The organism is Oricola nitratireducens (assembly GCF_014904745.1).
GTDB lineage: Bacteria > Pseudomonadota > Alphaproteobacteria > Rhizobiales > Rhizobiaceae > Oricola > Oricola nitratireducens.
The window spans coordinates 1-14,123 of the sequence record NZ_JACZCS010000004.1 but is presented as its reverse complement, the minus strand read 5'-3'; the positions used below and the strand labels follow the sequence as shown (position 1 = coordinate 14,123).

The 14,123-nt window shown below is 64.4% G+C and carries 8 protein-coding genes; 4 read left to right on the top strand and 4 right to left on the bottom strand.

What is annotated here, in order from left to right; all coding sequences use genetic code 11:
• Positions 1 to 67: 67 nt before the first annotated feature.
• Positions 68 to 4,879: an NAD-glutamate dehydrogenase gene (locus IG169_RS02815; RefSeq protein WP_193174649.1), complete on the top strand. Its 4,812-nt coding sequence runs from the start codon at positions 68 to 70 to the stop codon at positions 4,877 to 4,879.
• A 19-nt stretch (positions 4,880 to 4,898) separates the two neighbouring features.
• Positions 4,899 to 6,272 (top strand): MFS transporter, encoded by a 1,374-nt coding sequence (locus tag IG169_RS02810; protein WP_193174648.1) that lies wholly within the window; start codon positions 4,899 to 4,901, stop codon positions 6,270 to 6,272.
• A gap of 1 nt (position 6,273) precedes the next feature.
• Here the strand turns inward: IG169_RS02810 and purH are convergent, their stop codons facing one another.
• From purH to htpX, 4 genes are all read right to left on the bottom strand, one after another.
• Positions 6,274 to 7,890: a bifunctional phosphoribosylaminoimidazolecarboxamide formyltransferase/IMP cyclohydrolase gene (gene purH / locus IG169_RS02805; protein ID WP_193174647.1), complete on the bottom strand. Its 1,617-nt coding sequence runs from the start codon at positions 7,888 to 7,890 to the stop codon at positions 6,274 to 6,276.
• A 104-nt stretch (positions 7,891 to 7,994) separates the two neighbouring features.
• Entirely contained in the window at positions 7,995 to 9,701 is a 1,707-nt protein-coding gene (locus IG169_RS02800; RefSeq protein ID WP_193174646.1) for a heparinase II/III family protein, read from the bottom strand.
• Between the two features lie 79 nt (positions 9,702 to 9,780).
• A complete protein-coding gene (locus tag IG169_RS02795; RefSeq protein ID WP_193174645.1) occupies positions 9,781 to 11,238 on the bottom strand; it encodes an RsmB/NOP family class I SAM-dependent RNA methyltransferase in 1,458 nt (485 codons plus the stop codon).
• On the bottom strand, positions 11,202 to 12,182 hold the full coding sequence (htpX, locus tag IG169_RS02790) for a zinc metalloprotease HtpX (protein WP_193174644.1): 981 nt from the start codon (positions 12,180 to 12,182) through the stop codon (positions 11,202 to 11,204). The genes IG169_RS02795 and htpX overlap by 37 nt, the downstream gene beginning before the upstream one ends.
• A 118-nt stretch (positions 12,183 to 12,300) precedes the next feature.
• Here htpX and IG169_RS02785 point away from each other — a divergent pair, with 118 nt between their 5' ends.
• Positions 12,301 to 12,552: a DUF1674 domain-containing protein gene (locus tag IG169_RS02785; RefSeq protein ID WP_193174643.1), complete on the top strand. Its 252-nt coding sequence runs from the start codon at positions 12,301 to 12,303 to the stop codon at positions 12,550 to 12,552.
• A gap of 367 nt (positions 12,553 to 12,919) precedes the next feature.
• Positions 12,920 to 14,123: vWA domain-containing protein (locus IG169_RS02780; protein WP_193174774.1), on the top strand; the 1,204-nt coding region annotated here is incomplete at its 3' end.

Below are 14,123 nucleotides of genomic sequence, written 5' to 3'. Positions count from 1 at the left end.
CAATCGCTTTGTTATGGTAACGCAGCAAATAGCCGCTAAAGAGCCATAATCCAGGCGGGAGGGGACAATGCCGAAAAACGCAAGTGCACCGGTAAAGCGGTACATCTCCGCAGTGATCGAGCATCTCGACCACCCGGACGAACGTCTTAAAGGGCTCGGCTACTCGCTCTTGTCCGACGCCAATATGGAAGACCTCTCCCATATCGACCCGTCCTGCGCCGCCGCGGCACTGCTCAGGACCGCCGACGCGGTGGCGAGCCACGCCCGCGGCGCGTCCGTGGTCCGCGTCGCGCCGGCCTGCGCGCCCAATTGCTGCGTCGTCTCCGTCGTCAACGAAAACATGCCCTTCCTGTTCGATTCGGTGATGGGCGAAATCAACGACATGTCGCACCGCGTGCGCCTCGTCGTGCACCCGATCCTCGAGGTAAAGCACCACGGACCCGAATTCGAGCTGGTCGACCGCTCCAAGGCGACCGCCGACGACGACGTGGCGATCCGCACCAGTGTCATCCACGTGATGCTGGAGGACCTGACCGACGAATCCGCCCGCACCCTCGAGGCCAATCTCACCGGCATCGTCGAGCAGGTGAAATATGCCGTGCGCGACTGGCCCGCGATGCTCGACCGCCATGACGCGATCATGCGCGAGCTGCAGACCAAGGTCCTGCCGGTCACGCCGGCGGACGTCAACGAGGCACTCGCCTTCCTGGAATGGCTGCGCGACGACAACTTCACCTTCCTCGGCATCCGCGAGTACGACTACAAGGGCGGCGAGGCGCGCGGGCAGCTCGTGCGCGCCGACTTGCCGGGTCTCGGCATCCTCTCCGATTCCTCCGTGCGGGTGATGCGCCGCGGCGACGAACCGGTCACGACCACACCGCATATCCGCGCTTTCCTGAACTCGAAAGACATCCTCATCGTCGCCAAAGCGAACATCAAGTCGAAGGTCCACCGGCGGTCCTACATGGACTATGTCGGCATCAAGAAATACGACTCGAAGGGCAAGTTGTCCGGCGAAATGCGTATCGTCGGCCTTTTCACCTCGACGGCCTACACCCGCTCGGTCACGCGCATTCCCTATTTGCGCTCCAAGGCCGACGCGGTCATGAAGCGCTCCGAATTCGAGCCGGGCAGCCATTCCGGCAAGGCGCTGATGAACGTGCTGGAATCCTATCCGCGCGACGAGCTTTTTCAGATCGACGTACCGGCACTGACCAAGAACGCGCTTGCCATCGTGGCGCTGGCCGACCGGCCGCGCGTCCGCGTGCTCAGCCGCATCGATCCCTTCGACCGCTTCGTTTCCGTCATCGTCTTCGTTCCGCGCGACCGCTACAATTCCTCGGTGCGCGAGGACATCGCCAGCTTCCTCGCCGAATCCTATGACGGCCATATCTCGGCCTATTATCCCGCTTTTCCCGAAGGCGCGCTCGCCCGCGTGCATTTCATCATCGGTCGGCGCGAAGGCAAGACGCCGACGCCCGCGCAAGCGAAGCTGGAAGCCCGGATCGAGGCGATTGCCCAGACATGGGAAGACCATTTCTACGACGAACTGGCGGCCGATGGCATCAGTCCGGCCGCGCGCGCCCTGCGCGATGCCGGCTTTCCCGAGACCTATCGCGATACGGTCCTGCCTGCCCAGGCGGTCCAGGACCTGCAGCGCATCGCCCGCCTGTCGTCCTCCAACCCGATCGACGTCGATTTCTTCCGCCCCTTGGGCAAGTCCCACAAGGAAGCGGGCCTGCGCATCTACCATTACGGATCGCCTGTCGCGCTGTCCGAGCGCGTGCCGCTGCTCGAGAACATGGGTTTTCGCGTCATCAGCGAGCTGACCTATGCCATCGACGTGGCATCGACGCTCGGCAACGTCGTCTGGCTGCACGAAATGCAGTTGCAGAGCCAGTCCGGAAAAGCGGTGCCGATGGACGACGACGCCGTGATTTTCGAAAACGCCTTCATGTCCGTATGGAAGGCCGAAAGCGACAATGACGCCTATAACGGCCTCGTTCTCGCCGCCGGCCTGACATCCCGGCAGGTCACCGTGTTGCGCGCCTATGGCCGCTATCTGCGCCAGGCGGGCATTCCCTACGGGCAGACCTACATGGCTGACGCGCTGATCCGTCATCCGCTTCTGGCGCGCCAGCTCTACGACCTGTTCGAAACCCTGTTCGATCCGGCCCGCAACGCCGATCCGAAGGAAGACATCGAGGTGACGGCCAAGCATGTCCGCGCCGCGATCGCCGACCAGCTGGCCGAGGTGCCGTCCATCGACGACGACCGCATCCTGCGGTCCATCCTGACCGTCATCGACGCGACGCTGCGCACCAACTATTTCCGCCCCGGCGCCGACGGCCTGCCGCGCACCTCGCTCGCTTTCAAGCTTGATTCGCGCGCCATCGCCGACCTTCCGGATCCCAAGCCCTATCGCGAGATATTCGTCTTCGGCCCCGATGTCGAAGGCGTCCACCTGCGCTTCGGACCCGTCGCGCGCGGCGGGCTGCGCTGGTCGGACCGCGCCCAGGACTACCGCACCGAGGTGCTCGGTCTCGTCAAGGCACAGCAGGTCAAGAACGCCGTCATAGTGCCGGTCGGCGCCAAGGGCGGCTTTTATCCGAAACGCCTGCCGGCCGGCGGCAGCCGCGACGAGATCTTCGAGGCCGGACGCGCCGCCTACATTACCTTCATCTCGACTCTGCTGTCGGTCACCGACAACCTGGAAGGCGACACGGTCGTCCCGCCCGAGGCGACGGTACGTCTCGATGGCGACGATCCCTATTTCGTCGTCGCCGCCGACAAGGGCACCGCGACCTTCTCCGATACGGCCAACGCGATCTCGCAGGAAATGGGCTTCTGGCTCGACGACGCCTTCGCCTCGGGCGGATCGGCCGGCTACGACCACAAGAAGATGGGCATCACCGCGCGCGGCGGCTGGGAGGCCGTCAAGCGCCACTTCCGCGAGATGGACAAGGACATCCAGTCCGAGCCCTTCACCGTCGTCGGCGTCGGCGACATGTCGGGCGACGTCTTCGGCAACGGCATGCTGTTGTCGAAGCAGATCAGGCTGATCGCCGCCTTCGACCATCGCGACATCTTCATCGACCCGGACCCGGACCCGGCAACGAGCTTCGCCGAGCGCAAGCGCGTCTTCGCGCTCGGGCGCTCGAGCTGGCAGGACTACGATACCAAGGCATTGTCGAAGGGCGGCGGCATCTTCCCGCGCTCGCAGAAGTCGATCACCCTGTCGAAACAGGCCGCCGACGCCATCGGTCTCGGCAAGACAAAGGCCGCCCCGAACGAAATCCTGACCGCGATCCTCAAGGCGCAGGCCGAGCTTTTGTGGTTCGGCGGTATCGGCACCTATGTGCGCGCCTCGACGGAGACCAATCTCGATGCCGGCGACAAGGCCAATGACGCGATCCGCATCACCGCGAAGGAAGTCGGCGCCAAGGTCGTCGGCGAGGGTGCCAATCTCGGCATGACCCAGCGCGCCCGCATCGAATACGGCCTGCATGGCGGCAAGTGCAATTCCGACGCCATCGACAACTCGGCCGGCGTCAACTCCTCCGACGTCGAGGTCAATATCAAGATCGCGCTGAAACCGGCCATGGACGACGGCACGCTGCCGCGCGAGCAGCGCAACAAACTGCTTGCCGACATGACCGAGACGGTGGCGGCGCTGGTGCTGGAAAACAACTACCTGCAGACGCTCGCGATCTCGCTTGCCGAACGCCGCGGCCTGTCGATCCTCTCGCTGCAGGAGCGGCTGATGGAATCGCTCGAGGACCGCGGCGCGCTCGACCGCGACGTCGAATTCCTGCCCAATGGCGAAGTCATCGCCGAGCGCCAGAAGGCCGGCCGCGGCCTAACCCGGGCGGAAATCGGCGTCCTCCTCGCCTATGCCAAGATCGTCCTCTTCGATGATATCGTCAAAAGCCGTCTGCCCGACGATCCGCATCTGGAAGCCGACCTGCTCGGTTACTTCCCGCCGCGCATGGTCAAGGAGTTCACCGACCGCATCAACGCGCACCGGCTGCGCCGCGAGATCATCGCGACCCGTCTCGCCAACGAGGCGATCAACCGCGGCGGAACATCGCTGATCAGCCGTTTCGAGGATGCGACCGGCATGCTGCCCAGCGGCATCGTGCGCGCCCATGTCGCGGTGCGTGACGGCTTCGGCTTCCAGCAGCTTTATGCCGCCGTCGACGCGCTCGACAACAAGATCGCGGGCACGCGCCAGCTCGATATCTACGACGATATCGGCAACTCTTTGCGCCAGGCGACAGGCCATTTCATCAAGAACGGCGAGAGCCATGCCCCGCTCGGCGAATCCGTTGCCGCGCTGCGCGCCGCCACCGCCGAACTGGAGCCGAAGCTGCTCGCCATCATGCCCGACTATCTCGCCGATTGGGTCAAGGAGCGCCGTGACACGTTCAAGGCCGACGGACTGAGCGAGACGATCGCAAAGAAGATCGCGCTGATGCCTATCCTCGCCATGATGCCGGACATCACGAGCGTGTCGAAAGAATCCGGGCGTTCGGTGCTCGATTCCGGCAAGGCCTTCTTCGCGGTCACCGAAATGTTCCGCATCGGCCGCCTCGAACGCCTCGCCTACGACACCTCCACCGACGATTATTTCGACGGGCTGGCACAGAATCGCGCCCTCGACACCATCTACTCGGCGCGCCAGTCGATCACGACCGCCGCCTTCGCGGCAGCCGGTCCGGACAAGTCGCCCGAGGAGGCCGCGGCCGAATGGCTGGAAACCAACCAGCTGCGCATCGCCCGGGTGCAGGATCGCATCGCCGACCTGACAAAGTCCGGCAGCCTGACGGTTTCGCGCCTGACGGTCGCAGCCGGCCTCTTGGCCGATCTCGTTTCTTGAGGACAGGAGCACACCGGCGATGACCGCCCTTGACGTTGATGGAAAGCCGGCCGCCGGTTCGCAACCGGCCGTGTCGAGAAAGGGCATCCTCGGCTGGATGTTTTTCGACTGGGCCCAGCAGCCGTTCCATACCCTGATCATCACCTTCGTCTTCGCGCCCTATTTCGCCGCCCACGTCGCGCCGAATCCCGTCGAGGGCCAGGCGCTGTGGGGTTTTGCCGCCGGCATAGGCGGCTTCGTCATCGCTTTGCTGTCGCCCGTCCTCGGCGCGATCTCGGATGCGACCGGACCGCGCAAGCCGTGGATATTCGGGTTCACCGTCATTTCGGTCGTCGCCGTCTTCATGCTCTGGTTTGTTCCGCCAGACGCCAGCCCGGCAATGATGTATTTCGGTCTCGCCGCCTTCACGGCGGCGCTGATCGGCGTCGAATTCGCCGCCGTCTTCAACAACGCGATGATGCCCGGCCTGGTCGACCGCGAGAAGCTCGGAGGCCTGTCGGGCAATGCCTGGGCGCTCGGCTATGCCGGTGGCCTGATTTGCCTGATCGCGATGCTGGTGCTGATGGTCGCCAGCCCGGAATCGGGAAAGACGCTTGTCGGCCTGACGCCGATCCTCGGCCTCGATCCGGCAACGCTCGAAGGCGACCGCGCCTCCGGTCCGCTGACCGCGGTCTGGAACCTGATCTTCGTGATTCCGCTGTTTTTCTACACGCCCGACGCGGCGCGACGCGAACGGGTTGCCGGTGCCATTACCCGCGGCCTGCGCGAACTGTGGCACACGCTGCGCAACATCTCGAAAGAGCGCAGCCTGTTCGCCTTCCTGATGTCGAGCATGATCTACCGCGACGCCCTGAACGGGCTTTATACCTTCGGCGGTATCTACGCCGTCGGCGTGCTCGGCTGGTCGACGATCCAGCTCGGCGTTTTCGGTATCCTGGCGAGCGTCACCGGCATTCTCGGCTGCATCGTCGCCGGCTGGGCCGATACCCGCATCGGCACGAAGCGCGTCGTGGTGACTATGATCATCGGCCTGATTATCGCCAGCGCGATGATCATCTCGACCAGCGACACCCAGGTGCTGTTCATGTCGGTGCCGGAAGGTTCGAGTGCGCCCGATATCATGTTCTATCTGGCGGGCGCCTTGATCGGCGCGGCCGGCGGCGCGCTGCAGGCCTCCTCGCGCCCGCTGCTCGTCGATCAGGCCGAACCGGAGCGCATGGGCGAGGCCTTCGGCCTTTACGCCCTCTCCGGCCGCGCCACGGCCTTCATCGCGCCCTGGTCGATCGGCATCGTCACCGTTGCCTTCAACAGCCAGCGAATCGGCATCACGCCGATCCTCGTGCTGTTTGTCATCGGCATGCTGTTGCTGATCCCGGTGCGCTCGCGGACTTGAACTAGTGCCGGAAGTGCCGGACGCCGGTGACGACCATGGCGATGCCGTGTTCGTCGGCGGCCGCGATTACCTCATCGTCGCGCATCGAGCCGCCTGGCTGGATAACCGCCTTGGCGCCTGCCTCGACAGCGCTCAGCAGCCCGTCGGCGAACGGGAAGAAGGCGTCGGAAGCGACCACGCATCCCTTCGTCAGCGGCTCGGCAAGGCCCAGAAGATGCGCCGCGTCCTCGGCCTTGCGCGCCGCGATGCGCGCCGAATCGACCCGGCTCATCTGCCCGGCTCCGACGCCGACCGTCGCGCCGTCCTTTGCATAGACGATCGCGTTCGACTTGACGTGCTTGGCGACCCGGAAGGCGAATTTCATGTCGGCCAGTTCCGCGTCAGTCGGTTGGCGCCTGGTGACGCATTTCAGGTCGAGATCGTCGACGACGGCATTGTCGCGTTCCTGCTTCAGAAAGCCGCCCGCGACCGTCTTGACGAAAATGCCCCTGGCGCGCGGATCGGCAAGCGACCCCGCCGTCAGCAGCCGCAAGTTCTTCTTCGACGCGACGATCGCCGCGGCCTCGTCGGTCACGGAAGGCGCGATAATCACCTCGGTGAAGATCTTGACGATCTCTTCCGCCGCTTCCGCGTCGAGCGTCCCGTTGAGCGCGACGATGCCGCCGAAAGCCGAGGTCTGGTCGCAGGCGAACGCCTTGCGATAGGCGTCGGTCAGCGTCTCGCCTGTCGCCACGCCACAGGGATTGGCATGCTTGATAATGGCGACGGCGGGCCTTGCCGGATCGAACTCGCTGACCAGTTCGTAGGCCGCGTCGGTGTCGTTGATATTGTTGTAGGAGAGCGCCTTGCCCTGCAGCAGTGTCGCCGTTGCGACGCCGGGCCGCTTCTCGCCGGTGAGATACAGCCCGGCCGCCTGATGCGGGTTTTCGCCGTAGCGCATCGCCAGCGACAGCGTGCCGCCGGTCGCGTGATTGCGGCTGACCGGGGGCAGCGACAACTGCTCGGCCATGTAGGCGGAGATCATCGCATCGTAGCTTGCCGTGCGCTGGAAGGCGCGGGCCGCGAACGCCTTGCGCTTCTCCAGCGTCGAACAACCCTCGTTTTCGGCCAGCATGGCCGTCACTTCGCCGTAGTCGGCCGGATCGGTGATGATGGTGACATAGGCGTGGTTCTTGGCCGCGGCGCGCACCATTGCCGGACCGCCGATATCGATATTCTCGATCGTCGTCGGATAGTCGGAATCCGCGGCGACGACCTGCTCGAACGGATAGAGATTGATGACGACGAGATCGAACGGCGCAATGTCGTTCTCCTCCATCGCAGCGACATGTTCCGGATCGTCGCGCACGGCAAGCAGGCCGCCATGGACCGCTGGATGCAGCGTCTTGACCCGCCCATCCATGATTTCCGGAAATCCGGTAACCTCGGCGACGTCGATGACCGGCAGGCCGGCATCCGCGATCGCCTTGCGCGTGCCGCCGGTCGACACCAGTTCGACATTGCGCTCGACGAGGTCGCGGGCAAGCTCTATCAGCCCGGCCTTGTCGGAAACGGACAGCAGCGCACGGCGTATGCCGACGCGGTCGGGAGCGGGGATTTTTTTCGAAACAACAGCCATCAGCCGATCTCGCAGTCTGGAAAATGGGGAAGTGCGGCTGCTGCTAACACGCGGACGGCCGGTTGCCTATCGCGCATCCCGATTTTGCAACGAAAGATGGAATTCTAGGACGCGTGGAAGCGTCGCAGGGTCCATTCGACAGTGTCGATCTGCGGCCAGATACCCGAAATCAGGATCATTCTGGTGCGTACCGGCCCGGCGACGCCGGCGAAATGGATCGAATCCTCCAGCGTCACGTCGCCGCGATCGGCTGTAAACCGCCACGATTCGCCCTGGTCCGTGGCGAGGCGCACCGAGCGGTGATCGTCCTTCTCGGCGCGGATCGCCGGATGGAGATGGAACCGGATGTCGAACTGATGCTGTTCGGCGCTTGCGCTCCTGTGCCCGCCGGCAATCAGCCGGTCATAACCTTCCAGCCGGTTGCCCTCGTCGCGCAGCGTCAGGCCGCGTTCGTGCCAGAGCCCGAACAGCTTCAGGTAACCGTCATGCTGCGCGGCGAACCCGGGGGCGGCCGTATCCTCGTTGCGCTCGATCCGCACCGTCGACGGACCGGACACCACGCGAAAGCGGCACTCCGGCCACTTCTTGCCGAAGCGGGCGAAGCGCGCCGAGGAGGTGTCGTCGATGACCAGCGTCGAATGCGCCGCCGTCATCCGCGCCAGTTCGCGATAACTTTCCCGGTCGAGCCGGTCGACGCCGCTGTTGACGATCAACCGCTGGCGGCCGTTCGAGAACTCGAATGCCAGGCAACTCGCATGGCCGTTGTAACTGTGCGGCCCCGACGGCGGTACGCCGGTGTCGGCGATGACGACGGAATGACCCTTGGAAAGCCGCTGGTAACCGGAATGCGGCATGTGGCCGAGCGGCTGGGACCCGTTCTGGTCATGCCGCAGCACGGCCGCCGCGAGGTCGAAATTGTTGCTTCCCGCCCCATGGAACATCGCGATGTGCCCGTCGGTATGCCGGAAGAAGCGCAAGGCCGGAAACATTCGGTCAACGGCGCGCACGATCTCCTGCGGCACCGCTTTCGACACCGAAACATAGCATTGCGCAAGCGGCAGCAGATCGGCGAGCAAGCCCGGAAGCGCGTCCGGACAGCGGCTCACATGGCCGCCGTCTGGCAGGATCTGCGCACGCAGCTGATATTCGAGATTGCGCGCCGCACTGCGCTCGAAACGGGAAGACGACGGCAGCACTTGCGACGCGAAACACAGCGCGATGCGCACGGTCAGCGCCTCGAGATCGTCGCCCATCGACGGCGCCAGCCCGCGCAGATAGCGGACCTGGCGGGCAAGCGATGCCATGAAGCGCCGGTAAAACGCGTGATCGCTTTCGAGCAGCAGCAGCCGCGAATACTGCATCCAGGCGATGACCCGCGCCGCGGTGACGCTCAGCCGCCACGGAGTGCCGGAAAGGCTCCTGCCGTGACTCTGGATCCAGTCGTTGACCAATGCGCGGGCATTGGCGGAGGCAAGATCGCTTTCCGCGCCCTTCAGGTGACGCAGCCAGCGAAAGCCATGCAGCGTCTCCTCCCAGTTCGCCGAAGGCGGCTGGACGGAAAAGGGCGACACGCCGCCGGTTTCGACGACCCGGCCCGAGAACGAAAACCGGCCTTCATAGATGTCGCGGGCGACAAGCGGATCGCTCGGTCGCAGATCCGGCGGGACCATGGCAAGGCGTTCCGGCACCGGCCCGATGAACCGCCAGGCAAATACCGGACCCTTCTGGATACGCTGGCGCACCAGAGACCAGTAAATGCGGGCGCCGGACAGCCAATAGCCCGGATCGCTCATCAGTGTGGGTTGGCCCAAACGCCCTCCATCCCGCCGTTACGGCGAATCAAACGATAATGATTCGCACGTATCTTATAAGCAAGGAAGTCAACGGGGCCTAAAGGAGACGCCGGAACCGCGCCGCGAAGAACCCGTCGACACCACTGATCGCGGGATCGCCAAGATCGAGATGCGCGGGCGTCAGCCGCAGGAATCCGTCCGCAGTGATTGCCGCCTCGAAACCCGGCGCTTCCTCGCCGCGCACCGGCACGATTTCGAAATCGCGATGGCTTCCGGCAAAACGCCGCGCCACCTCCTCGCCCTCCAGCGGATCGAGCGAGCAGTTCGAGAACACCAGCAGCCCGCCCGGCGTAACGAATGACGCGGCCTTTTCCAGCATTCGCGCCTGCAGATCCGCGAGTTTTTCGATATCGGCCGGCGATTTGGTGAACGGTACGTCGGGGTGACGACGCACCGTTCCCGTCGACGAGCAGGGCGCATCGAGCAGCACCGCATCGAAGGGAGCGTCCGGTGCGAAGGCGAACAAGTCCGCCGCGATCGTTCTGCAGGCGCCGTCGAGACCGAGCCGTTCGAGATTGGAGACGAGCCGCTTCAGCCGATTTGCCGACAGGTCGAGCGCCGTCACATGCGCGCCGGCATCGGCAAGCTGAGCCGTCTTGCCTCCGGGAGCCGCACAGAGATCGGCCGCGCGTTTTCCCGCGAGGTCGCCGAACAACCGCGCCGGCATGGCGGCCGCGGCATCCTGCACCCACCACGATCCAGCGCCGAAGCCGTCGAGATCGACGATGTCGCGCGATGGCCCGGTGAGGCGCAGCGATCCCGTCGGCAACACGATCGCGCCGAGCCGTTCGGCCCAGTCGGCGGCTTTTTCCTGTTCCTTGCGTTTCAGCGTCAGGTCGATCGGCGCCTCAATCCGGTGGCAGGCATCGATCGCGGCGGCCGTTTCCGGCCCGAAGATCGCATCGAGGCGTTCCGCAAACCACCGCGGCGCCCGTACCGGTGTCTCCGTGAACCCGGCGAGAAGGCTGTCCTTTTCGCGCGCCGCACGGCGCAAGATCGCGTTGACCAGACCCGCAAAGCGCCGTGCCCGCGGATCGGACTGCGCCGCGGCGACCGCGAGGTCGACGGCGCTGTGATCGGGAATGTCGAGGAAGAGGATTTGGGCAAGCCCGGCGATCAGGATGTTGCGCAAGCCCGTCGCCCCGGCCGGCAGCGGCTTGTCGGTGAACCGCGCAATGACGCCGTCGAGATCGCCGTAGTTGCGCAAGCTCGTCAAAAGGATCGCGCGGACAAGCGCCCGGTCGCGCGGCTCCAGCGCCAGATAATGCGGATGGCCGTGAAACTCGTCGGTCAGACCGTCCATCGAGGATTTCGCGTCCAGGATGGCGCCGAGAATGCGATGCGCCGCCTGGCGCGCCGCAAGCCCCGGTTTCTCCGCCGCGTCCGGCAAAGGCCGGTTTCCCGTCTTGCCCTGTCTGTTCCTGCGCGGTCCGTTTCTGCGCTTGGCGCCGGGCGCGCTCAACCCCACGGCCCTTTGTCGCCGCCGCGGCCCCATTCGCGGCCGCCGGTGTTCGGAATGCCCGAGGTTCCGGAACGCGACGGGCGGGGCGAATGCGCGGCCCTTGGCGCCGGTGCGGGCGAGGCGGCGGACTTGTCCATCTCGGCGGCCATAGCCATCAGCGCGCGAATGCGGTTTCCCGTGTCCGGGTGAGTCGAAAACAGGTTGTCGGCCCTTTGTCCGTTCAACGGATTGATGATGAACATGTGCGCGGTGGCCGGATTGCGTTCGGCCGCCACATTGACGGTGCGCCCCGCGGCCTCGGCAATCTTGCCAAGCGCGCTGGCGAGCCACTCGGGATTGCCGCAGATCTCGGCGCCGCGCCGGTCGGCGGAATATTCGCGCGTGCGGCTGATCGCCATCTGCACGATCATCGCCGCGAGCGGCGCGACGATCATCGCGACCAGCACGCCGACAAAACCGAAGGGATTGTTGTTGTCGCGCGAACCGCCGAAGAAAAACGCGAAATTACCGAGCATGGATATCGCGCCGGCGAGCGTCGCGGTCACCGTCATCGTCAGCGTGTCGCGGTGCTGGATGTGCGCCAGCTCATGTGCGATCACGCCGGCGACTTCCTCGTGGCTTAGCCGCTGCAACAGGCCCGTCGTCGCGGCGACGGCCGCGTTGTCGGGATTGCGGCCGGTCGCAAACGCGTTCGGCTGGTCGTTCTTGATGAGATAGACTTTCGGCATCGGTAGACCGGCGCGCTGCGCAAGCGATTCCACGATGCCGTAATATTCCGGCGCGTTGGCGCGATCGACCGCGACGGCGTTGTGCATGCGCAGCACCATCTTGTCGGAATTCCAGTAGGAGAACGCATTCATCGCGAGCGCGATGACGAAAGCGATCATCATGCCGCCGGTTCCGCCGATCAGATAGCCGACGCCCATGAAAAGAGCCGTCATGAATGCGATCAGCATGGCCGTTTTAACGAGATTCATCGATGCGACTCCGGATTCCCGCGACAGGGTGGATTTGGCTTGCGCCGGACTATAATAGTGTGTTCGCGAGAGCGCGTTTTCAACTGCGGGCCAGCGCCCGCCGCAGCCGGAATGCACGATGATTAACGATACCTCCAGAACGGCACGCCTGGAAGAAGGCAGCAAGGAGCCGGATGGCCCGTCGCCCGCGCAGCGCCGCTTCGAGAACCTTCCGCCGGCAGCGCAACGCGCACTGCGCGAAGCCGAGGACAGACGGGCAAGACTGCGGGCCGAGGAAGCTGGCCGGCAGCGCGAGATCGGCGGGCGCGGCGGCAAGGATCCAGCCCGGTATGGCGACTGGGAAGTCAAGGGCGTCGCCGTCGATTTCTGACCGATTCCGGCAGGCGACCTTGTCCAAGCTGTGCCAAATCGGGAATTTCCCGATTAGAAACGTCTCAAAACGACACACTCCGAATCCCGAAAACGGGCATGATTTGCGGGTGTTGCGCAGACGTGAATCGGCATGACGGGATTCGATCGACCGCGTTAACTCGACGTTGACGATGTTTGAATTCCAACCGCCCGGATACCCGCAATTTAGCCATCTGCAAAGGATTTCGGCCTAGCGTCGGCTCGCGAATGGCATGGCGTCTGCTCAGTGAGCGGCAGGATCATGCCAAAAGGAGTGTGTGGCCGTGCGTATCGTATTGAACAGTCTCAAAAACTTCGCCCGCGACGAACGCGGAAACTTTGCCATCATGTTTGCCGTCCTGGGAACGACGCTTCTCATGGGGTCGGCGATGGCCATCGACGTGGCGCGAATGTTCTCCTACCACAACAAGCTGACCTTCGCGGTGGATGCTGCGGCGCTCGCGACGACCCAGGGCCTGACCCAGGGCGACATCGCCCTCGAGGACGCGGAGGCTGCCGTCCGGAAATATCTGGATGCCAATCTCGATGGCCGCAACCTGACGCCGGAAAATGTCGTCATCGACTCGATTGACGTCGACAAGGCCAACCGCACGGTCGAGGTCGACGCACACACGATCATGCCCATGACGATGACCGGCATCGTCGGTTACGACAATCACCGCATCGACGCCAGCACCAAGGCCAAGTTCTCCAACACCGAAGTCGAGGTGGTGATGGCGCTCGACATCACCGGCTCGATGGGCAGCAAGATCAGCTACTACTCGTCGGACACGAAGCTGGACACGCTCAAGACTGCGGCCAAAAATGCGGTCGAGACGCTGTTCACGGATACCGGTTCCGAAGACCGCATTCGCGTCGGTCTCGTCCCCTACTCGGCTTCGGTCAACGTGGCGCCGGTCATCGACAAGATCCAGACCACGCCCGCCCAGGAGTATGTATGCACGACAACCGGGTGGGGGTGGCGCCGCCGGACAACCTGCTCGTGGGTAACCAGCTATCCCGATTGCGTGTACGAGCGCACCGGAACGCAGAAGTTCACGGACGCGTTCGCCGATTCCACGGCGAAGATCCCGCGCTCCACGAACACGTGCCCCAGCGCCGAGATCATGCCGCTGACGGACAACGAGACGGCCCTGAAAAACAGGATCAACAGTTTCTCGGCAAACGGCAGCACGGCGGGTCACATCGCGATCGCATGGTCCTACTACATGCTGTCTTCCAAGTGGAACAGCGCATGGCCTCTGGGATCCGAAGCCGCGGATTACAACGCTCCCGGCGCGCGCAAATACGCGATCATCATGACCGACGGTGAATTCAACACCTTCGAATCCGGGGGCGGTGACGCCGCCACCAACTCCAGGAACTACGCGCTCGGCCTATGCGACTCGATGAAGGGCAGCGGCATCAAGATCTATTCGATCGCCTTCGCCGCCAACTCCACGGCCAAGACCCTGATGCAGAGCTGCGCATCGACCAACACGGCCACGTCGAAATATTACTACGACGCGACCAACGAGACCGCTCTGGACG

Coding starts and splice junctions, on each gene's coding strand:
- IG169_RS02815 (WP_193174649.1), top strand. CDS start 68: ATGCCGAAAAACGCAAGTGCACCGGTAAAGCGGTACATCTCCGCAGTG.
- IG169_RS02810 (WP_193174648.1), top strand. CDS start 4,899: ATGACCGCCCTTGACGTTGATGGAAAGCCGGCCGCCGGTTCGCAACCG.
- purH (WP_193174647.1), bottom strand. CDS start 7,890: ATGGCTGTTGTTTCGAAAAAAATCCCCGCTCCCGACCGCGTCGGCATA.
- IG169_RS02795 (WP_193174645.1), bottom strand. CDS start 11,238: ATGGGGCCGCGGCGGCGACAAAGGGCCGTGGGGTTGAGCGCGCCCGGC.
- htpX (WP_193174644.1), bottom strand. CDS start 12,182: ATGAATCTCGTTAAAACGGCCATGCTGATCGCATTCATGACGGCTCTT.
- IG169_RS02785 (WP_193174643.1), top strand. CDS start 12,301: ATGATTAACGATACCTCCAGAACGGCACGCCTGGAAGAAGGCAGCAAG.